This is a genomic window from Pseudoalteromonas sp. C12FD-1, from assembly GCF_037414265.1.
Classification (GTDB): Bacteria; Pseudomonadota; Gammaproteobacteria; order Enterobacterales; family Alteromonadaceae; genus Pseudoalteromonas.
The window spans coordinates 41,543-62,401 of sequence record NZ_JBBEVD010000032.1 but is presented as its reverse complement, the minus strand read 5'-3'; the positions used below and the strand labels follow the sequence as shown (position 1 = coordinate 62,401).

The 20,859-nt window shown below is 41.5% G+C and carries 19 protein-coding genes; 15 read left to right on the top strand and 4 right to left on the bottom strand.

Features of this window, described 5'->3' with window-relative positions; genetic code table 11:
• Positions 1-130 precede the first annotated feature (130 nt).
• From WDB87_RS01115 to WDB87_RS01095, 5 genes are all read left to right on the top strand, one after another.
• Positions 131-817: a tRNA-uridine aminocarboxypropyltransferase gene (locus WDB87_RS01115; protein WP_337848763.1), complete on the top strand. Its 687-nt coding sequence runs from the start codon at positions 131-133 to the stop codon at positions 815-817.
• A gap of 775 nt (positions 818-1,592) precedes the next feature.
• Positions 1,593-2,597 (top strand): Fe(3+) ABC transporter substrate-binding protein, encoded by a 1,005-nt coding sequence (locus tag WDB87_RS01110; protein ID WP_286245358.1) that lies wholly within the window; start codon positions 1,593-1,595, stop codon positions 2,595-2,597.
• Positions 2,597-4,228, top strand: a complete 1,632-nt coding sequence (locus tag WDB87_RS01105) for an ABC transporter permease (protein WP_337848762.1) — start codon at positions 2,597-2,599, stop codon at positions 4,226-4,228. Before WDB87_RS01110 ends, WDB87_RS01105 begins: the two co-directional genes overlap by 1 nt.
• Complete coding sequence (locus WDB87_RS01100) at positions 4,229-5,275, top strand: ABC transporter ATP-binding protein (RefSeq protein WP_337848761.1); 1,047 nt, start codon at positions 4,229-4,231, stop codon at positions 5,273-5,275.
• A 45-nt stretch (positions 5,276-5,320) separates the two neighbouring features.
• Positions 5,321-6,220 carry a Dyp-type peroxidase gene (locus WDB87_RS01095; protein ID WP_286245355.1) on the top strand — a complete coding sequence of 300 codons (900 nt, stop codon included), beginning with the start codon at positions 5,321-5,323 and terminating at the stop codon, positions 6,218-6,220.
• On the opposite strand, the gene argR is transcribed toward WDB87_RS01095, so the two are convergent.
• Entirely contained in the window at positions 6,217-6,684 is a 468-nt protein-coding gene (argR, locus tag WDB87_RS01090) for a transcriptional regulator ArgR (protein ID WP_004587918.1), read from the bottom strand. The genes WDB87_RS01095 and argR overlap by 4 nt on opposite strands.
• Positions 6,685-6,909: 225 nt before the next feature.
• Here argR and mdh point away from each other — a divergent pair, with 225 nt between their 5' ends.
• On the top strand, positions 6,910-7,842 hold the full coding sequence (gene mdh, locus WDB87_RS01085) for a malate dehydrogenase (protein ID WP_286245354.1): 933 nt from the start codon (positions 6,910-6,912) through the stop codon (positions 7,840-7,842).
• Between the two features lie 95 nt (positions 7,843-7,937).
• Here mdh and ispB read toward each other — a convergent pair whose 3' ends face one another.
• On the bottom strand, positions 7,938-8,909 hold the full coding sequence (gene ispB / locus WDB87_RS01080; protein WP_286245353.1) for an octaprenyl diphosphate synthase: 972 nt from the start codon (positions 8,907-8,909) through the stop codon (positions 7,938-7,940).
• A 421-nt stretch (positions 8,910-9,330) separates the two neighbouring features.
• Here ispB and rplU point away from each other — a divergent pair, with 421 nt between their 5' ends.
• From rplU to WDB87_RS01045, 7 genes are all read left to right on the top strand, one after another.
• Positions 9,331-9,642 (top strand): 50S ribosomal protein L21, encoded by a 312-nt coding sequence (rplU, locus tag WDB87_RS01075; protein ID WP_004587921.1) that lies wholly within the window; start codon positions 9,331-9,333, stop codon positions 9,640-9,642.
• A 16-nt stretch (positions 9,643-9,658) separates the two neighbouring features.
• Complete coding sequence (rpmA, locus tag WDB87_RS01070; RefSeq protein WP_004587922.1) at positions 9,659-9,916, top strand: 50S ribosomal protein L27; 258 nt, start codon at positions 9,659-9,661, stop codon at positions 9,914-9,916.
• 136 nt (positions 9,917-10,052) lie between these two features.
• A complete protein-coding gene (gene cgtA / locus WDB87_RS01065) occupies positions 10,053-11,204 on the top strand; it encodes an Obg family GTPase CgtA (protein WP_286245352.1) in 1,152 nt (383 codons plus the stop codon).
• Positions 11,205-11,277: 73 nt separating this feature from the next.
• Positions 11,278-11,769, top strand: a complete 492-nt coding sequence (gene folA, locus WDB87_RS01060; RefSeq protein WP_286245351.1) for a type 3 dihydrofolate reductase — start codon at positions 11,278-11,280, stop codon at positions 11,767-11,769.
• A gap of 78 nt (positions 11,770-11,847) precedes the next feature.
• A complete protein-coding gene (locus WDB87_RS01055; RefSeq protein ID WP_286245350.1) occupies positions 11,848-12,225 on the top strand; it encodes a DUF3718 domain-containing protein in 378 nt (125 codons plus the stop codon).
• A gap of 324 nt (positions 12,226-12,549) precedes the next feature.
• Positions 12,550-14,475: a methyl-accepting chemotaxis protein gene (locus tag WDB87_RS01050; protein WP_286245349.1), complete on the top strand. Its 1,926-nt coding sequence runs from the start codon at positions 12,550-12,552 to the stop codon at positions 14,473-14,475.
• 70 nt (positions 14,476-14,545) lie between these two features.
• Positions 14,546-15,019: a peroxiredoxin gene (locus WDB87_RS01045; protein WP_286245348.1), complete on the top strand. Its 474-nt coding sequence runs from the start codon at positions 14,546-14,548 to the stop codon at positions 15,017-15,019.
• A 45-nt stretch (positions 15,020-15,064) separates the two neighbouring features.
• Here WDB87_RS01045 and WDB87_RS01040 read toward each other — a convergent pair whose 3' ends face one another.
• Complete coding sequence (locus WDB87_RS01040) at positions 15,065-17,191, bottom strand: S8 family peptidase (RefSeq protein WP_337848760.1); 2,127 nt, start codon at positions 17,189-17,191, stop codon at positions 15,065-15,067.
• A 329-nt stretch (positions 17,192-17,520) separates the two neighbouring features.
• Here WDB87_RS01040 and WDB87_RS01035 point away from each other — a divergent pair, with 329 nt between their 5' ends.
• Positions 17,521-18,705 carry an NAD(P)/FAD-dependent oxidoreductase gene (locus WDB87_RS01035; protein WP_337848759.1) on the top strand — a complete coding sequence of 395 codons (1,185 nt, stop codon included), beginning with the start codon at positions 17,521-17,523 and terminating at the stop codon, positions 18,703-18,705.
• 78 nt (positions 18,706-18,783) lie between these two features.
• Positions 18,784-19,695 carry a tetratricopeptide repeat protein gene (locus WDB87_RS01030; protein WP_286245345.1) on the top strand — a complete coding sequence of 304 codons (912 nt, stop codon included), beginning with the start codon at positions 18,784-18,786 and terminating at the stop codon, positions 19,693-19,695.
• On the opposite strand, the gene WDB87_RS01025 is transcribed toward WDB87_RS01030, so the two are convergent.
• Positions 19,692-20,798 (bottom strand): DUF917 domain-containing protein, encoded by a 1,107-nt coding sequence (locus tag WDB87_RS01025; RefSeq protein WP_286245344.1) that lies wholly within the window; start codon positions 20,796-20,798, stop codon positions 19,692-19,694. The two genes, WDB87_RS01030 and WDB87_RS01025, sit on opposite strands and share 4 nt — an antisense overlap.
• Positions 20,799-20,859 lie beyond the last annotated feature (61 nt).

Sequence of the window (20,859 nt, the reverse complement as noted above, 5' to 3'; positions counted from 1 at the left end):
GGTTTTTTATTCTGAGCTGATAGCTGATAGCTGATAGCTGATAGCTGATAGCTGATAGCTGATAGCTGATATCTATTCCCTTTTATTTTAGCTACAATACGCGCCGAATAAATTTTAGGTAATAGCTCCTTTGAAAAATCCCCAACATAACTCAGTATTAGTTTTGCGAGCTCAGCAAATTAGTGAATCGCGCCGTGAATTTAATGCCCGCGGGGGCAAAATGGATCGCTGTGAGCAATGTTTAATTGCTAAGCATTACTGTATATGTGAGGGTGTAGAACAAGCGCAGTGTGATGCTGCTGTGTGTTTATTAATGTATCACAATGAAAGCTTTAAACCGTCAAACACAGGGCGTTTAATTGCTGAAATAGTTCCTGATAACTATGCATTTAGATGGGATAGAACAGAGCCAAGCGCTGAGCTATTAGCATTATTAAATAACGCTGATTATCAACCTATGGTGATATTTCCTGCTGAAGATATAGAGCCTGGCAGGGCAACCACCGAAGTAAACATTGCGCCCGGCAAAAAGCCATTATTTATATTTTTAGATGGCACCTGGCGCGAAGCTAAAAAAATGATCCGCAAAAGCCCGTACCTAGATAATTTACCGGTGCTGTCGATCACGGCCGATAAATTGTCAGATTATCGTTTACGTGTTGCGCCTCACGCATATCAGTTAGGCACTGCTGAGGTAGGTATTATGGTTTTAGCGCTCGCAGGTGAGCAAGATGCCGCCTTAAAGCTTGAGCAACACTTTATAAAGTTTCGTGATGCGTATCTACTTGGTAAGCGAAACAAGGGCAGACCACAGTAACTTAATTTTAGACAAAGAAAAGCGCGCTCTATCTCTAGGCGCGCTTGCGGAATCTTCTAATTTTGCATCCTGCAATTGAACTTAATCAACTCCAATTTTTACTTATCCATGTGATTACGATATTACTTTTTAGTTCTATGTAATTTAGGCTATCCGGGCCTATCTCCTTTAAATCCCTGTACATCCTGTAGTGGTAAAAACTATTACCTATTCCTTTTGGCACATCCTAGTGCAGTCCATTAATTTACAATTCCATTGTGTTGCCTCAAGGGCCTGTCCATTTAATTCCTATCACATCCTGTTAAACAACTATCCGCTGTTGTTATCCTTATTGTATCGTCCTGATACGTTCCTTTGTGCAACAGTCCATTGCGATACTCATCCTGAGCCTGTCCTCATTTCCGTGTTGTCCGTAGTAACCTAATCATTGGTTGTTCGAGTAAGCAATCCATTTCCTTTTACTCGGTAAGCATCACTGCTTGGTTGATGTAGTAATTGTAGCGTGCTGGTGCAACTAAAATAGGTTAAAACGGCTATAGATTTACTTGTAAAAAACGAAGATTTTAATAAAATTCAATTAAAACAGTTGTTTACGCTTGTTTCGTGGTGTCGCTATAGAATTTTTTACTCATTAGCTGTCAGCTCTGTAAGAGATGTCTTACGCGGTATTTCTCTTTTGGTCATTAATTACTTATTTACATTTATGTAAAGAGTGTATATTTTCACTTATCGCGATAAAATTCCCTGTAAATAATGACTATTTAGGTAAATTGATATGAGAACTGCACTGGCTATACTCACCTGTATTTTTAGCGCTTCGCCTGCGTTTGCAAGCGACGTTGTTAATATTTACTCTTTTCGTCAACCGTTTTTAATTCAACCTATTTTAACTGACTTTACTAAGCAAACGGGCATTAAAACGAATGTGGTTTTTGCAAAAAAAGGGTTAATAGAGCGTGTTAAGCGTGAAGGAAAACACAGTAAAGCCGATTTAGTATTAACATCTAACTTTAGTGCACTTATTCAGCTAGAAGATCTAAATTTAACGCAAAGTATTAAAAGCGAGCGCATTAAAAACAATATTCCTGCGTCGTATAGAGATAGCGACGGGCAGTGGGTGGCATTAACTAAGCGGGTTCGTAATGTGTACTCATCAAAAGAGCGCCTAGGTGCATTACCTGAACTCACCTACGAAGATTTGGCTAACCCGCAGTACAAAGGGCAAATTTGTACTCGCTCTGGTAAGCACCCTTATAACCTTGGCTTAGTTGCTTCGATGATTGCCCATCACGGCGAGGCAAAAACTAAAACATGGTTAGAAGGTGTTAAAGCTAATTTAGCACGTAAGCCACAAGGTAATGATCGTGCGCAAGTAAAAGCAGTAAAAGAAGGTTTGTGTAACCTTGCTTTAGGTAATAGTTACTACCTTGGCAAAATGCTTCAAGACGACGAGCAAAAAGCGTGGGCTGAGTCTGTTTATATTAATTTTCCTAATCAGCAAAACCGCGGCTCACACATAAATGTATCGGGTGCTGTTATTACTAAGTATGCAAAAAATCCTGATAATGCACTTAAGCTTATTGAGTTTATGAGCGAAACCAAAGCACAAAATATGTATGCTTCTGTAAATATGGAGTATCCGGTTAAGCAAGGCGTTGAGCTATCAAGCTTAGTTGCTTCTTGGGGGAGCTTTAAAGAAGATGGCTTGGCGCTTGATGAGATCAGCAAATATCGTCCGTTAGCCCTTAAGCTAATAGATGAGGTGAAGTTCGACCTTTAATGAACTCTCAATTTAAGCTGTCTAAATGGCAGCTCTTTGCCTGGTCGACAGGGCTTTTATTGTCGGCCCCGCTGTTTTTTCTGATTTATGAATCTTTACAAGGCGACTCAGAGGTATTTTCTCATCTGTGGGATACCGTGCTGTGGGATTATATTACTAATACTGTACTGCTTATTTTTGGCGTATGCCTGCTTAGCTGTGCAATTGCCCTCCCACTTGGTTGGCTCAGTGCGTATTGCGCTTTCCCCGGGAAAAAGCAATTTGAATGGGCGCTTATGCTGCCCCTTGCAATGCCTACCTATTTAATAGCCTATGTGTATACCGATTTGCTAGATTACGCAGGCCCTGTGCAAATAACCCTACGAGACTGGTTTGATTGGCACTCGCCAACGGATTATTGGTTTTTTGATATTCGCACTTTACCTGGTGCTATCGTGATGATTGCACTTGTGCTGTATCCGTATTTATTTTTAATATTTAAAACCGCACTGCGAGAGCAGTCATTTAAGTTAGTGCAAGCGAGTCAATTAATGGGCTTGTCGCCTTGGCAAAGCTTTTTTAAGGTAAGCATAGTGCTTTCTCGTGGCTCAATTGTGGCTGCCCTTGCGCTTATTAGCATGGAAACCATGGCAGACTATGCAACGGTCAGTTACTTTGCTGTGAGCACGTTAACTACCGCAGTGTACGATACATGGTTTGGTTATTACTCACTCACGGCTGCAGCAAAAATATCGGGCGTTATGTTGTTATTGCTGTTTTTAGCTTTAATGGCTGAGCGTTTTAGTCGGCGTAACCAGGCCGTATTTGAGCGCCAATCGGGCGTTAATAGTGAGTCGTTGTACAAACTTAAAGGCAAACATGCATGGCTGGCTACGTCATTTTGTAGTGTTATTTTGCTTATTGCTTTTATTATACCTATGTTGGTATTGCTAAATTATGCAATTACATACTTTGATAAAGCGTGGAATACCGCATTTTTTAGTTACGCGTGGCAAAGTTTAAAAGTGGCTATTATTGTAAGTTTGGCCAGCATAATACTCGCTACACTAATCGTTTTTTATCAGCGTGTGGCAAAGCAAAGCTATTCTTTACTACCTGGTCGCTTAGCGAGCACCGGCTATGCACTGCCAGGTACGGTACTGGCTATTGCTGTGTTATTACCGCTTAGCGTATTAGAGAACTCAATAAACACAGCCCTTGAGAGCTACAACCTGGATATTGGTTTATTACTCACTGGCAGCATTATTACTATTATACTGGCTTACATTGTACGTTTTTATGCCATTGCGCATGGTGCTATAGAATCGAGCTTTGTGCGTATTAGCCCATCACTAGATATGGCTAGCCAATCTATGGGTAAAAGCCAAGGGCAAACACTGCGTCTAGTTCATCTTCCTTTATTGCGACGAGGGCTTTTAACGGCAGCATTACTTGTATTTATTGAGTGTATGAAAGAGCTGCCAGCCGCATTACTATTAAGGCCTTTTGATTTTGAAAGCTTAGCCACACATGTATTTCAATATGTGAGCGATGAGCAACTTGAGCTTGCTTCTATTTCCGCTTTATTTATTGTCGTGGTTGGGCTGATCCCCTTGTATTTTATTAATCGTTCTATGGAGCAGCGCAGTTAAATGAGTCGTTTAAATTTACAAGGTGTGGGTTATCACTACAGTGGCACGCGCGTGCTACAGAGCTTAGATTTAACGGTAGGACAAGACGAAATTGTGTGTTTGCTTGGGGCCAGTGGCTGCGGTAAAACAACCACCTTAAAAGCCATTGCCGGTCTTATTGAAATAAAGCAGGGTAGCGTATTAATAGATGGTAAATGTGTAAGCGACAAGCACACTTTTGTATCACCAGAGCATCGTAATATAGGGATGATGTTTCAAGATTATGCCCTGTTTCCGCACCTTACAGTGGCCGACAATATTGCATTTGGACTAAGTAAAATAAGTAAAGCTCAAAAACTACAGCGCGTAGACGAGATGCTTGAGTTAGTGCATTTAACTGGCTGTGCAAACCGCTATCCTCATCAGCTTTCGGGGGGGCAACAACAGCGTGTAGCTATTGCGCGGGCACTGGCTTATAAACCCAGCTTATTGCTCCTTGATGAGCCTTTTTCGAACATAGATACACAAGTGCGTTTTGAGTTAATTGCTGATATTAGGCGCATTATTAAAGCGCAGCAGGTTTCTGCGGTGTTTGTTAGCCACTCAAAAGAAGAAGCCTTTGCGTTTTCAGACACTTTAGCCATTATGCACCAAGGAAAAATAGCCCAACAAGGAACGCCAGAGCAGCTTTTTGCCATGCCAAAGACAAAGGAGGTTGCAGAGTTTCTGGGTCAGGGCATATACTTAGGCGCAGAAGTGTTAACGGCAACTGAATACGCAACCACTTATGGTGTTGTGCAATCGCAGCATGAGCATACGCACAGTGCAATAAAAGGACAGGTGTATATTCGTCCGCACCATATTGAGCTTGTGCAAAATACGCAGGCCGATAACCCTCAAAGTGTGCGTATTTTAAGCCGTCGGTTTATAGGCTCAGCTTATGTTTACACTGTTGTAATTGCAGAGCAAGAGATTGAAGTTGCCGCACAATATGGCCAGTCATTTGAAATAAATGAGCAGGTTATAATAAAAATAAAACCTCACACGGTGAATTTTTTCGAATCATAATCAATGTGTTATTCGCTGTGTTATATAAAAAGCTAAGGAATAACAATGGCGCAAGCGCAATCTGGGATTTGTGCTGAAGCAAACTTACACGGTTTGCATTTATTTTTTAATGTATTTGATGGTCAAGACGAGTCATTGCGCGCAAAGCTTAAACGTGTAAGCGCAATTGAAGACGAGTTTAGTGATCAGTTCTCCGAGGCTATGCTTTCTTGCATGGTGGCCATTGGCGCGCAGTATTGGCCGCATATACTCCCCGAATATATCCCATGTGAGCTGCAAAGCTTTCCAAATATAAATCACAGTGATTTTGTTATGCGCGTACAGCCGTGTGATTTATTTATCCAAATTCGCTCAGACCGAGAAGATGTTAATCACCTTTTTGCATTGCAAATTTTAAAGTTGTTTTCGCCCGATGTAGAGCTGGTTGAACAAATTCGTAATTTTAGGTTTTTAGATGGGCGAGACTTTAACGGCTTTATTTACGCAGGCGACACCCCGCATGGCCGGCAAAAACGAATCACGGCACTGGTTAATAAGCCCGACAGCTTTGAACACCAAGGCAGCTATATTCATGTACAGCGCTATAAGCATGACCTGAGCGTATGGCAGCATTTATCATTAAGCGAGCAAGAGCATATTATGGGGCGCACGCGTTTAGATAACACTTTAATTGAGCCTAAAGCGGATACTAGCCACGCGACTAGAAGTGAGCTAAAAGATGAGAGCGGCCAAGCAATACTGCTTAACCAAAGCATGCCGTATGGCGATGTTTACGAGCAAGGCATGTTAAGCATTACATGTTCAGCATCGGGTAGTGCGTTTGAAAAGGTACTTAACAGCCGTATAGGAAAAGGGGAGTGTTACGACCACTGGCTTGATTTTACTCAAGCCGATATGGGCTCAGCGTTTTTTGCGCCGTCAGTTAGTTTTTTAAAACAGCTTTAAACCGTATCAAATAAAATACGTACGCGCTCTAGTGTAATGTCTATTTCAGATATTTTTGCTGGCGCAATAAAAATAGTGTCATCCCCGGCAATAGTACCCAATACACCATCAGCTTTGCCTAGTGAGTCTAATAAGCGGGCAATTAACTGCGCAGCACCTGGGCTGGTGGTAATAATAATCATCATTTCGTTATGCATAATATCAATAACAAGCTGGCGCAGTGGGCTTTTAGCCGTTGGTACGCCCATTTCTGCAGGTAAGCAATAAACCATTTCTTGTTTAGCATTACGAGTGCGCACAGCACCAAACTTACTAAGCATGCGCGACACTTTACTTTGGCTTATGTTGTCAAAGCCTTGTTCTTTTAGTGCTTCGACTATTTCGCCTTGCGAGCCAAAGTTTTCTTCTTTTAAAAGTGCTTTAAACGCTTTTACCAGTGCTTCTTGTTTGTCTTGTGGTTGCATAGTCTTTATTCGTTTTTGTTATTTATATAGCAAATTCTACACAATAATGAATAATTATGCAGCAGTTGTTTAGTTAACTTGCCAGTTTGCTGCGATAAACCAACAAAGTTTACAACTATGGTCGAAAATATACCTGAAATAAGCAGGATAAATTTGTTTTTAGTCGCTAATTTCATTATCTTAAGAGCCACAAATATTTCCTACCTCAAATTACGGAGAATTCCAATGAAAGTTGCTGTATTAGGTGCTGCAGGCGGTATCGGTCAAGCGTTGTCTTTATTATTAAAAACAGGCTTACCAGCTGGTTCTGAATTATCACTTTACGATGTTGCACCAGTTGTACCAGGTGTTGCGGTTGACCTATCTCACATCCCTACAGATGTTAAAGTAGCAGGCTTTGGCGCTGACGATTTAAACAAAGCGCTTGAAGGGTGTGATATCGTCCTTATCCCTGCGGGTATGCCACGTAAACCAGGTATGGACCGTGCGGATTTATTCAACGTAAATGCTGGTATTATCAAAACATTAGCAGAAGGCATTGTTGCTAGCTGTCCTAAAGCATTAGTGGGTGTTATCACTAACCCAGTGAATGGCACAGTGCCAATTGTTGCTGAAGTATTTAAAAAAGCAGGCACTTATGATGCAAGCCGCGTATTTGGTATTACTACACTTGACGTAATTCGTTCAGAAGCATTTGTTGCTGAGCTTAAAGGTGTAGATGTAGCAACAGTTAAAGTACCAGTAATCGGTGGCCACTCTGGCACAACAATTCTTCCTCTACTTTCTCAAGTTGAAGGCGTAAGCTTCACTGAAGAGGAAGTGGCTGCTCTTACTCCACGTATCCAAAATGCAGGTACTGAAGTAGTAAATGCTAAAGCGGGCGGTGGTTCAGCTACACTATCTATGGGTGCTGCTGCTGCACGTTTTTGTATGTCTTTAGTTAAAGGCCTACAAGGTGAAGACGTAGTTGATTACGCATACGTTGCTGTTGAAAATGGCGATGCGGAGTACTTTGCACATCCAGTACGTTTAGGTAAAAACGGCGTAGAAGAAATTCTTTCTTACGGCGAGCTAAGCGCATTTGAAGAAAAAGCTAAAAACGACATGCTTGAAACCCTGAAAAAAGACATCAAAGAAGGTGTTGATTTCATGGCGTAATAGCCAAGTTATGCACAAAAAAGCCTGCTTATGCAGGCTTTTTTATTGCTCGAAAATTATAAACCCTTACATACTAATTAAGGGTGGCTGCAAAACTAGTGATCTCGCTCTACAGCTATACGTGCTAAGCTAATTAACGCTTGTTTGTACTGCGACTCTGCTAAAAAGTCTAAACAGGCAATGGCTTTATCAGCCTCTTGCTGTGCCTTTTGCATTGTAAATTCAAGTGCGTTGGTTTGTTTAAGTGCCGTTAAAATAGCTTCAAGGTTATCCATACCATTGCAATGCTCAATGGCATCACGAATAAGGTTTTTTTGCTCATCACTACCGTGCTTCATAGCGTATATTAACGGTAAAGTTGGTTTACCTTCTGCTAAATCATCACCAATATTTTTACCTAATTGGTCAGCGTCTGCGTTGTAATCAAGCACGTCATCAACTAACTGAAAAGCAGTACCTAAATGCATACCGTATAAGTTAAGCGCATCTAACACACTGTTATCTTGCTCGGTTATGATTGCTGCAAGCCCCGTAGCGGCTTCAAATAACTTAGCCGTTTTAGAGTAAATAACTTGCATATAGCTTGCTTCGGTGGTGTTAGGGTCATTGCAATTCATAAGCTGTAATACTTCTCCCTCAGCAATCACGTTGGTAGCATCAGCAAGAATTTGCATAATTTGCATTTTACCAAGCCCCACCATAAGCTGAAACGAGCGTGTGTAAATAAAATCCCCAACCAGCACGCTGGCAGCATTACCAAACTCAGCATTTGCAGTTGGTGTACCGCGGCGCAGGTTAGATTCATCAACAACATCATCATGTAATAGCGTTGCAGTATGAATAAATTCAACAATCGTTGCCAAAGTAATATGATCTTTACCTTGGTAACCCAAAGCTCTTGCTGCCAATAGAGCAAGCATAGGGCGTACGCGTTTGCCGCCGCTATTAACGATGTACAAACCAAGTTGATTAACTAACGCCACATCTGAGCGCATTTGCGCGTGTATAAGTTGATTGACGTCATTCATATCGCTTTCGATTAACGCCTGGATAGCTTTTATATCCATTGATCTCCGAGCCAATTTTTATGTGTGAACGGCGCCGATTGTACAACAAAAAATGCACTAGCTCGATATTTTGTGGTGATTCATTAAAAAAACCGAGTTAAAAAGCTTAATTGAGGCTTAATTAGCTAATTTAATTGTTTGTTTTATCGTCAGGATGTGCGCATTTAATGTGCAGTAAATAACTTCGGGAGTGGGCGTAGCACCGTACAAATTTATTTTATCTTTGCATTAAAAAGCGCTTGGCAACAGGGCAATTTAATATAAAATGGGGGAAATATTGAATTGCTCTCAATGCAGCTACTTTTTATTCATTTTAATTACAAAATAGGCTTGCTAGTTTTTATGCATTAGCGTAAACTTCGCGCCCTATCGAAGAATATTTTAGTTGCGTCGATTTGAGGGCGCACAGACGGAGTTAATTATGTACGCGGTTTTCCAAAGTGGTGGTAAACAGCATCGTGTGACTGAAGGTCAAACGATTCGTCTTGAAAAATTAGACGTTGAAACTGGTGCAGCAGTTGAATTTGATTCAGTACTTTTAGTTGCTGATGGTGAGAAAATCGAGATCGGTGTACCGTTCGTAAACGGTGGTAAAGTAACAGCTGAGGTTGTTTCACATGGTCGCGGTGAGAAGATTAAGGTTGTTAAATTTAGACGCCGTAAGCATTCTCGTAAGCAAATGGGCCATCGTCAATGGTTCACTGAAGTTAAAATCACTGGCATTAGCGCTTAATTAGAGGTACTTAGAAATGGCACATAAAAAAGCAGCTGGTAGTACTCGTAACGGTCGCGATTCAGAAAGCAAACGCCTAGGTGTTAAGCGTTTTGGTGGCGAATCAGTTCTAGCGGGTAGCATCATTGTTCGTCAACGTGGTACTCGTTTCCACGCTGGCGCAAACGTAGGTATCGGTAAAGACCACACTATCTTCGCAAAAGCAGATGGTAAAGTTCAATTTGAACAAAAAGGTCCTTTAAACCGTAAATACGTAACTATCGTAGCTGAGTAATCAGTAAGGTAGTAAAAAACCCCGCCTTTGCGGGGTTTTTTGTTTTCAGACACATCAAATATATACCCAAGCCTGCATTTACGTTGGCTTGGGTATATAATAGTTAAATTAAAGCCAATCCCTAAAGTGAGTAATCATGAAGTTTGTAGATGAAGTAGAAATTCGCGCAGAAGCTGGTGACGGCGGCAGCGGTGTCGTGTCTTTCCGTCGAGAAAAATATGTACCAGACGGTGGCCCGGACGGCGGTGACGGTGGAGACGGTGGTAGTGTTTATCTACAAGCTGATGAAAACTTAAATACCCTAATTGATTACCAGTTTGAGCGTTTTCACCGTGCAGAGCGTGGTACTAATGGTCAAAGCCGTAACTGTACAGGTAAAAAAGGTGAAGACTTGGTAGTAAAAGTACCGGTGGGTACACGTATTACCGACGTTGACACTCAAGAGGCGTTAGGTGATTTAACGCAGCATGGTCAAAAAATTGTGGTTGCAAAAGGTGGTTTCCATGGCTTGGGGAATGCACGTTTTAAATCAAGTACTAACCGTGCCCCACGTCAAAAAACGCTAGGTACGCCAGGTGAAGTTCGTAACCTTAAATTAGAGCTTATGCTCCTTGCCGATGTGGGCCTATTAGGGTTACCAAATGCGGGTAAATCAACGTTTATTCGCAGTGTATCGGCAGCAAAGCCAAAAGTAGCTGATTACCCGTTTACCACGCTTATTCCTAATTTAGGGGTGGTGCGCCCAGAGGCTAACAAATCGTTTGTAATAGCCGATATTCCGGGCTTAATTGAAGGTGCCTCAGATGGTGCAGGCCTAGGTATTCGCTTTTTAAAGCATTTAGAGCGTTGTCGTGTTTTATTACACGTGATTGACGTTATGCCTGTTGATGGTTCAAACCCTGTTGATAATGCATTTGCCATTATTAACGAGTTACACCAATACAGCCCTAAGCTTGCAGAAAAGCCACGCTGGTTAGTGTTTAATAAAATAGACTTATTACCAGAAGATGAAGCGCAAGCCTTGTGTGAGCAAATTGCGCAAGAGTTAGGTGAAGAAGAAAACGTTTACCGTATTTCAGCAGTCAACAAGCTTAATACTCAACCACTAATTCACGATATTATGGCACTACTTGATAGCATGCCTAAAGAGAAGTTCGTTGAAATTGAAGACGAAGAAGTTGAGTTCAAGTGGGATACCTACCATCAAAAAGCAACTAAGAATGACGATGATGATTGGGACGACTGGGATGAAGACGACTACGATGTAGAAGTGGTCTACGAGCGTTAATAAAAAACATATTTTAAAAAGGAGCTTAAGCTCCTTTTTTATTTTTTTAAGAGTAAAGTATTAGGTATTTAGTGTGATAATTTCAATGATCGCCGCAATGGCAAATAACCGTGTAATTGGTCTTGATAATAAAATGCCATGGCATTTACCCGCTGATCTACAGCATTTTAAAAAGGTAACAACAGGCAAACCTGTCGTTATGGGGCGTAAAACATTTGAATCGATAGGCCGCCCTTTACCTGGTCGTCGTAATATAATTATTACCCGTAACAGTCAGTATAGCGCTCAAGGTATTGAGACAGTCACTACGCCAGAGGCTGCGCTAGAGCTGGTTAAAGCCGAAGAAGAGGTGATGATAATTGGCGGTGGTAATATTTATCAGCAGTTTTTACCAAGTGCCGATCGTTTATATTTAACCTTTATAGATTTAGAGGTTGAGGGGGATACGCAGTTTCCAGATTACCAAGCGGTAGCAACATGGGAAAACGTCGACGAACAGTCAAATAAGCCCGACGAAAAGAACCAATATAGTTATAAATTCGTAACTTTCTATAAAAAAGATTAACATTATTGCGAAACTTACAGCAGGTTGGTACAATATTAAACAATCAACATAGGTAAAAAGTACCATAAAGGGTGTTTCATGTTTAAATTGTCAAAGCTAATTGTAATTACAGCCGTTGCTGCTGGTTCGTTAATGTATACCGTGCCTGCTAAAGCCAATGATCAATTAGCAGTATCTATTTGTGAATATATCGCAGCTGATGATAAAAACCGTTTACGCAGTAAACTAAAAAGCTCACGTGTAAAAATTCGCAATATTTATGATGCTATTCAATGTAATGGTAATAACTTACTTCGCCATGCTGTAGCTAGTAACGCTGTTGACTCGGGCGAGTATATAGTTAAAAACTTATCAAAAAGCTCATTATCAGACGGCGCAGACATTGCGTGGGCTGAAGGTAATGGCCACGGTGGTTCACCGTTAATTGCTGTAATTAAAGACCGTGCTGGCCTTTAATTAACACAATAAAATAAAAACCGCGCTGGTCGCGGTTTTTTTGTGCCTGGCGTTAGCTAATACACCGCGCTTTAATAATGGTGATAGCTGTATTAAGCCTATTTTAATTTACCCACCCAAGTGATAAAACTCTCATCTTGTAATTAACCCGCGTTTCTTATCTTTAATAGTATATAAAGTAAGTCGGTTGGTTTAATCAAGGGGCTGTAATTGCTAAGTCTTTACTCGTATATTTTCCGCAACTATACGTATTTCCCCTGAGTTACATAAAATTGTCATAAATAGTTAATACTCTACGCGCATAAACATAAGGGGTAGTTATTTATGCGTGTTTCTTCTTTTACTCGGTTATTAGCTATTTTGCTAACTCTAGCCAGTATTTTATTAGCCATCACACTATTTTGGGCAAGCCAAACGTTACTTAAACTTGAGCAACAAGACAGCGCATACAGTAAATTAAAAAACACGATTTTAGTGGATTTAGCCGGTGACTTAGGCAGTTATTTAGAACAAGGTGATAGCCAATATTTAAATCAATCCTCTGCTTTAATTGAGCAAGTAAAAACACAGCAACTCACTGTGCTCCCCTCGGTACTTGCTGAGCAGTTAAACGAGCAGCTAAGTACGTTAGATACCGATATTAAAGGTAAGTACAGAGCGCTGGGAAAATTGTCGGGCAACGAAACGGCGTTACTTGATAATGCAATTCGCCAAATGGCTGGCTCAGCGTCGTCACTGATTGGTTACGCAAAAAAATCCTCTAATCAAAATAGCGATGCGCAATCTTATTACACACTTGGCGCTGATTATTATAACGAGGTGACCAACCTTGCCTTATTTACTTACCAACTAGTCGTAAGCTACGACAGCAATACTGAACAAAGTTTGCAGCAAAGTATTGCTAATTTAAATGCGTTAGCAGCCAAAATAGAGAAACTCCCTAATTTAGGTGTTATGAGCGAAGTTGACGAAGATGCTTTATTTTTTGACGAAGAAGCTGAAGATTTGGCCGATGAAATAAAATCTGAAATTACCAGCTGGCCTAACCGCTACCCTCGCGATTTAGCCAATACATTAGCGCAAGCACAACAGCGTGAGGCGGGCACCAATCAATTACGTAAGCAAATTAACTTACTCTCTAAAACCGTTATTAATGCAGAGCAGCAACTAAAACACGCACAAGGGGTGCTTAAAGAAAACGTCTTTTGGGTATTTTGTTTTGCTATTGGCGCTTTGGTAATGCTAGCCGCGGGTGTTTATATTGTGCAGCGTAACCAAGTGCTCAACCCACTAAGGCAACTAAGAGACGGGTTTGCCTTTTTAATTGAAAGTAACGAGCTTAAAAATATTAAAAGTAATAACCCAAAAACAGAGGTTGGCGAAATAGCCAGTTACTTTAATTTATTAATTGAGCGACAGCGCAAAGAAGCACAAGAGCGTGCCCAAATGCTAAAAGTGGTAAATGATTTTATGCAGCAAATGAGTGAGCATTTGCAAACTATTAGTCATAAAGCATCCATAAGCCATGGGCAAGTGGATCAAAACCAACATTTACTTGCCGATATTCAACAAATAGGCGAACAGGTAAATAATATTAACGCCCAAGTGGCTGATAACGCCCAACACACGTTTAGTGCAATGGAGCATAGCTTAGGCTTTGCACAAAGCATGCTAAGTGCCAGCTCCGATACGCAAACACGGGTTGAGCAAAGTATGCAAAACCTACAAGAGCTACTTGCAGGGGTTGAAGGTGTTGGGCAAATTATTGAAGTGATCCGCAATATTGCCGATCAAACAAACTTACTCGCGTTAAATGCAGCAATAGAATCGGCACGCGCTGGCGAGCATGGCCGAGGTTTTGCTGTTGTAGCTGATGAAGTACGTCAGCTGGCCCGACAAACTCAGGGATCATTGAGTGATATTAATGAACAGCTAACTTTGCTGAGTGAAAAATCAAGTACAGTATCTACACAAATAGCGGCCTTGGCAGATGGCGCTCAGTCGCAAACACAAAATGCACAAGAGCTAAAAGTAAATTCAGAAGGCGTTGCCGATAACGCCCAGCAAGCCAACAAAGTGGCCTTTGAGGCCATGGAGCTTGCTAAGCAGCAAAGTAACTTACTCGATAACTTTAGTCATTCAATGCAAAGTATGAAAGGTCAAGTAAGCGAATCAAGCCTGCTGGTTGACGATATTCGCAGCCAGCTACAACAGCAAATGCAAACTATAAAAGTAAACCTTGGCTTGTAAATACCTGCTAAAACAGAGGTAATTAGCGTTATACTGTAGGCCCATTAATCAAATGCTTTAAGGATTTATCATGATTGAACAAGGTCAAACGTTACCCGCAGTTACATTAACGCAGCTAACAGACGAAGGTATGCAAACTCACACTAACGCTGAGCTTTTTAACGGTAAAAAGGTTGTGCTTTTTGCTGTACCCGGTGCATTTACGCCTACCTGTTCAAATGCGCATTTACCTGAATTTATAACCCTTAGTGATAAAATTAAAGCAAAAGGTATTGCGGCAATTTACTGTGTATCGGTTAACGATGCGTTTGTAATGAAAGCATGGGGGGAATCTCAAAATGCACAAGAAATCGACATGCTTGCAGATGGCGATGGCAGTTTTACTAAAGCGTTAGGGCTTGATAAAGACACCGGCAGTTTTGGTGGAACACGCTCTACGCGCTATGCAATGGTAGTCGATGATAATGTAGTAACAGGCCTGTTTGTTGAAAAAGACAAAGAGTTTTTAGTGAGCCGTGCTGAGTCTGTGTTAGAAAAACTATAATCACTTTATAAAGGCCCTAAGTGCATGCACTTAGGGCCATTTTAATTATGGCTGGTATTGGCCACTTAAAGTTAAACCTGAAAAGGTTCTGTAAGCGTTAACGCTTAAATGCCATGTACCCGCCTGCGGATTACTAAACGTACATGTTTCTGCGTTGCCGTTTTTATAAGGACGACAATCGTAGCTAGATGCGGTAGGTTGGCTGCCAAACTTAACAAATAAATCAGCATCACCTGTACCACCTGAAGTGGTAACTGTAAATGTACTCATTCCTGCTGGCACATCTAAAGTGTAGTGCTTCCAATTACCTGTTGTAGCCGTTACATCGCTCACTGTGCCGCCACCGGCTTCTGGTGTAGTTGAACCGCCACCCGTAGAACCACCTGTAATATTACCCACTAAACTAACGCCAGAGTATGCAGAGTAGCCACGCAGCATTACATGGTATGTACCAGCGGTTGGGTTATCAATAGAACATTCTTCACTATTACCGCCTTTGTACGGACGACAATCGTAGCTTGATGTCGTTGGTTGGCTGCCAGCGCGCACGTATAAATCTGCATCGCCGCTACCGCCACTCATAGTAAATGTCACATTCGTTGCGCCACTTGGTACGGTCATTGTGTAATACGCTTGTGAACTTGCAGCACCGCTTAAGCCTGTTTTAGCTTCGCCATTTGTCAGTTCGCTATCGCCACCTGTAGGCGGTGTTGTACCACCACTTGCAGCAGCTACTGCGGCAGCTGCATCAACAATACCCGTACCACAACTTGTACACGTTGCAGGGAATGAGCGGGTGGTTGATTTTAAAATGCTTTCTATTTCATCTGGGGTCGCATTTGGTTTAGCTTGTTTTATCAGGGCTGCAACACCGGCAACATGAGGCGCCGCCATTGATGTACCTTGAGAGAACGCATAGCTATCGCTTGATGGTGTAGATGATCCTGAGTTATAGGTTGATAAAACCCCTTCAGAATCGTTTGCAAAGCTTTGGGCACCACCTGGAGCTGCAACATCAATATTGCTACCGTAGTTTGAATAATACGCTCGTCCGCCGTTACGTCCTACAGAGGCAACGTTTACAACGCCGCTACAGTTACCCGGGTTATAGTTTGCTGAGTTATCGTTATCATTACCGGCAGCAATAACCACAACTGCACCATTGCTACGTGCCGTGTTAATGGCATTTTGTGTGGTAGAGCTACACGAACCGCTGCCACCTAAGCTCATGTTAATTACATCAGCAGGGTTTGAGTTGGCAGGAATGCCCGATACACTTCCGCCTGATGCCCAAATAATGCCATCAGCAATGTCTGACGTTAAACCACCACATTTACCAAGTACACGTACAGGCACAACTTTAGCGCCATAGGCTACACCGGCAACACCTTCACCGTTATTAGTAACAGCCGCAACTGTACCTGCTACATGCGTACCGTGCCAGCTTGAGCCTTGTGCGCCGTTATTTCCACATTCGCCAGCAGCTACAGCATCACCCGGATCGCGTGCATCACTGTCGCGACCGCCGCCATCGTTTGCTACCGATAGGTTAGAGATCATATCGTAACCCGGTAAAATATTAGCATTTAAATCAACATGTGGGCGGTAGCCAGTATCAAGTACCGCAACCACTACGCCACTGCCTGTTGCAGTATCCCATGCGGTTGGTAAGTTTAGGCCGCCAGCTTGCTCGTAGTAGTGCCATTGATCGCCGTAACGAGGATCGTTAGGGGTTGCAAATGGTTTTAACATTTGATCCACTTCAATGTATTCAACATTGCCAGAATCAACCATTTCTTGCATAAACTCTTGTGCTTCTGCAGCGCTCAGTTTTTTATCTGCGCGCATAACGTGGTGGTTATTAAGTGCCATTGCACGAATATATTTCGCTTTCACTTTACCTTTTTTAGAAGCGAAATTTTTTACAAAGCGTTGAGCACGCTTTTTCATATTTGCAGGGCTCGCGTCAGCAGACGAAATGCTTAACATATCGTTCGCGCTATTTTTGTATTTAATAATAAACTGTGTTTCAAATCCCGACTGGGTTTGTAGTTTAGCTGAGGTTTCCGCCATTGAGGTTGAAACATCTTGAGCAACACTTGCAGATGCTGCAAATACCGTACTAATAGTAAGCGCGATAGCGCAACGCTTAAATGATTTACTTGTTGTCATAATTATCCCTAGTTGTTATTAGTTAGTTCGTAATATTAAATTACGAAACAGAAACAAAGGTAAATGATCTGTTAATTTCTTTAAAAGAATAATTGCTTATGTACCTATTTCTTTTAGTTATAACCTAGGTGTATGGTGACTTTGTCGTTATTTAGTATTTATCATATAAAATAAAAATAAGTATAAAGTATTGTTATTTTTAAGTTGTTTAGAAAAGCCGAAAAATACTCTCAGTTACATTTGTTGCTATAAATCTAATAATAAATTCTATTCAGAGTGTTGAGGTAAACTTTGCTATAATCGGGCAAATTTTTGAGTAGGGCGAAGTAATGAATCAAGTAGATGTAATTGTGATTGGCGCAGGTGCAGCCGGATTAATGAGTGCTGCACAAGCAGGTTATCGCGGGCGTAGCGTTACAGTGCTTGATATGGGTAAAAAACCAGGCCGAAAAATCTTAATCAGTGGCGGTGGGCGTTGTAATTTTACCAATGAAAATGCCAGCCCAGAAAACTACTTATGCAGTAACCCCCATTTTGTTAAATCGTGCTTAAGCCGTTACACGCAACACGATTTTATTGAGCTGGTGGACCGCCATGGCTTGGCATACCATCATAAAACCTTAGGCCAGCTGTTTTGCGATAACAGCGCGCAAGATATAGTCGATATACTACTTACTGAGTGCGAGTGGGCTGGTGTTACTATTAAATTGCGCAGCGAAGTGTTAAATGTGACTAAAACCGACATTGGCTACCGTGTTATCACTGAGCAAGAAACACTTACTTGTGAATCGCTCGTTATCGCATCGGGCGGTTTAACAATGCCCAAACTAGGCGCCACTCCTGTAGGCTATAAAATTGCAGAGCAGTTTGGTTTAAACGTACTACCTACCATGGCGGCGCTTGTGCCATTTACTTTGCATCAACACGATAAAGAGCGCTTTGAGGGGCTTTCAGGTATTAGTATACCGTGCGAAGTGTCTAGCGAAGACGGCACAATATTTAAAGAAAATATTTTGTTTACTCACCGAGGATTATCAGGGCCTGCCATATTACAAATTAGCTCATTTTGGCGAGCAGGGCAGGCAGTAAGCATAAACTTACTCCCTGAGCTCGATTTAAAACAGCAACTAGCCGATTGGCGAGAAACACAATCTCAAAAGTCATTAAAAAATAGCCTTGCAACTATTTTACCCAAACGCTTTATAGAAATACTACACGACAGTAAAGCCATTCCTGATTGTAATATTAATCAGCTTACCCATGCTCAAATAGATGAGTTAGCAAACTATATTCATGCGTGGCAAATAAAACCTAATGGTACAGAGGGCTATCGTACGGCTGAGGTAACGTTAGGCGGCGTCGATACCGATGAGTTAAGTTCTAAAACCTTTGAAGCTAAAAAAGCCAAAGGCTTGTATTTTATAGGCGAAGTAACCGATGTAACAGGCTGGCTTGGGGGCTATAACTTCCAGTATGCGTGGAGTTGTGGGTTTGCATGTGGGCAATATGCATAAGTATTTCAGCGTATTGTGATAGGCGAGATAAAAATATTACACTCTTAATTAAAGGTAACTTTAAAGAGTGTAATATTAGTGCGTATATTTTTGCTGTTAAGTATTGCTGCTACAAGTTTTAATGCATTAGCATCAGAAAACTACAGCGATCATGAAGTGTTTTGCTTGCAACAGCCCCAAACACAATGCTTAGCTTATATTGAAACGCGCCTTAATGAAGCCAAAGGTAACCCTGCACAGTGGTATAAAATAAAAACCTACCAATTTGATTACTACTACGACTACCAACAGTTCGAAAACTTACTCAACGCTATTACTCCTTTTTTACAGCAAGATAAGCTGCCCGATGTATTTAAGCTACAAATGTATTTTTATTACGCGAAAGCACTTAATTATATTGGTAAAAAAGCAGAGGCTAAAGCGTATGCCGCTAAAGCGTTTACCCAGTTAGACGGGATTTATAATGCGTTTGGCGACCCGCTGCGGCTGGTGGAGTTGGCTAATCTACACTATGTATTTGGAAGTAAAAAAGTCGCCATGCGTTTGCTAATAGATGCAGAGCAACGTTTTGCAAAAAACAACGATCCTATTTTTCACTTAGAACTGCATGTAAACAAAGCACATATTTACTTAAAGTGGCAGCAATACAAGCAAGCTATACGTAGTAATTTAATGGCCTATAACGCCATAAAAAGCACTAATCATGTAGCTAAAATAGTGCTTGCGAGTGGTAATTTGGCTTACAGTTATCACCAAAATAAAAATTATAAAGAGGCTATTAGCTATTATAAAAATGCGTTCGACTACACCGAGCCACAAAGCATTTACCACGCTATTTATAGCTTGCGCTTAGCGCAGGTATATTTACAAATAGGTAAAAAAGCACAAGCGAAAGAATGGCTTAGTAAAATTGATAGAAACGCCACTATGTTTGGTAAAGGGCATGCTGCATTGTATAGCAAGCTGCAACAAGCCCTTACTAAAAATTAGCTTACAACAGCTGCTTTATAAGGGGCGCTTATGCCAGCGTATTGCGGGCCAAATATACTTAGCCCTTTAGCGCTGGTGAACTCTTTTGGCGCTGGTAAAATTACAACCGCTACATACATGCCTACCTCGTAATTAGGATTAGTAATGGGTGTGCCTGTTTGGCTGTTAATACAGCATATTAAATCGGGTATGGTTACGTGTACTTCGTCATTTAAAAACGCGGCCATGTTTTCGTTTTTAACCGTTATTTTGTAGCTGTTATTTACAAACTCACCTAACCCTTTAAGTGTTACTTCCCCAAGCGTAAAACCTTCTACGGTGTTAAATTTAAATGCGCTTACTTGGCCTTCAAAGGCAACAAAACCGCCTCCGTGCTTGGCAATTATGTGTGCGGTGTTAGCGTGCTGTGCGTTGGCTTCACGCATTGCTTTACCGAGTTTTAGCGCTTTACTAATTGTGCCGTGAATAACCGCGTTTTTCATTTGCTCAATAGGTAAAATATGGTCAATAGCAGCTATGTCATTACGGCTAATTTTAGCCAGTGCTCGCACGACTGTTTCGGCGCGTAAGTCGTCCATTACATTTTCACAAATAAAGCACTCACCAAATTCATTAGCGGTAATAATAGGTGCTGCGGGTAAGTTATTTAGATAATAGGTTGAGTGGGTGATCTCTGGTACTGCGCGCCCAGCGGGGTCGGCATCAATAATATAGCCGTCAAACATTGCTGCTAAGTAAAACGATACTGCGGTATTAGAGCCGCCAAGCTCACAGCAAATAGTGCCATAAATAGCATCATTACCTGTGTATTGTAGTGCGCGCTCATAAGCGGCTAAAATAGCGTGCTTGGTGCTGCGGGGCAGGTTTGCATAAGCGCGTTCTTCTTGTTCACTTAAAGCAGAAATTGCCCCTAACATGTAAGGCGTACAAACAAGCTCGCCCGCGGGGACTTCATCGGCACTAATTAGTTTAAAGGTTTTACCCTGTGCGAGTGCTTCGTCAATATAGGCAATGCCTTCACTTAACTCACCGCCGCCGCCAGTGCCTAAAATGGCGCAGCCGTATAAAATATCAATAAGTTGGTCACGATTAAGAATTTGCATGTGTGTATCGCTATGGGTTATCTAAAAAAGCAGCAGGCAATAAAAGGCATGCCTGCCGTAT

Bases quoted from the DNA above. Each gene is read 5' to 3' on its own strand.
- WDB87_RS01110 (WP_286245358.1), top strand. From the start codon at position 1,593: ATGAGAACTGCACTGGCTATACTCACCTGTATTTTTAGCGCTTCGCCT.
- WDB87_RS01105 (WP_337848762.1), top strand. From the start codon at position 2,597: ATGAACTCTCAATTTAAGCTGTCTAAATGGCAGCTCTTTGCCTGGTCG.
- WDB87_RS01100 (WP_337848761.1), top strand. From the start codon at position 4,229: ATGAGTCGTTTAAATTTACAAGGTGTGGGTTATCACTACAGTGGCACG.
- WDB87_RS01095 (WP_286245355.1), top strand. From the start codon at position 5,321: ATGGCGCAAGCGCAATCTGGGATTTGTGCTGAAGCAAACTTACACGGT.
- argR (WP_004587918.1), bottom strand. From the start codon at position 6,684: ATGCAACCACAAGACAAACAAGAAGCACTGGTAAAAGCGTTTAAAGCA.
- mdh (WP_286245354.1), top strand. From the start codon at position 6,910: ATGAAAGTTGCTGTATTAGGTGCTGCAGGCGGTATCGGTCAAGCGTTG.
- ispB (WP_286245353.1), bottom strand. From the start codon at position 8,909: ATGGATATAAAAGCTATCCAGGCGTTAATCGAAAGCGATATGAATGAC.
- rplU (WP_004587921.1), top strand. From the start codon at position 9,331: ATGTACGCGGTTTTCCAAAGTGGTGGTAAACAGCATCGTGTGACTGAA.
- rpmA (WP_004587922.1), top strand. From the start codon at position 9,659: ATGGCACATAAAAAAGCAGCTGGTAGTACTCGTAACGGTCGCGATTCA.
- cgtA (WP_286245352.1), top strand. From the start codon at position 10,053: ATGAAGTTTGTAGATGAAGTAGAAATTCGCGCAGAAGCTGGTGACGGC.
- WDB87_RS01055 (WP_286245350.1), top strand. From the start codon at position 11,848: ATGTTTAAATTGTCAAAGCTAATTGTAATTACAGCCGTTGCTGCTGGT.
- WDB87_RS01050 (WP_286245349.1), top strand. From the start codon at position 12,550: ATGCGTGTTTCTTCTTTTACTCGGTTATTAGCTATTTTGCTAACTCTA.
- WDB87_RS01045 (WP_286245348.1), top strand. From the start codon at position 14,546: ATGATTGAACAAGGTCAAACGTTACCCGCAGTTACATTAACGCAGCTA.
- WDB87_RS01040 (WP_337848760.1), bottom strand. From the start codon at position 17,191: ATGACAACAAGTAAATCATTTAAGCGTTGCGCTATCGCGCTTACTATT.
- WDB87_RS01035 (WP_337848759.1), top strand. From the start codon at position 17,521: ATGAATCAAGTAGATGTAATTGTGATTGGCGCAGGTGCAGCCGGATTA.
- WDB87_RS01025 (WP_286245344.1), bottom strand. From the start codon at position 20,798: ATGCAAATTCTTAATCGTGACCAACTTATTGATATTTTATACGGCTGC.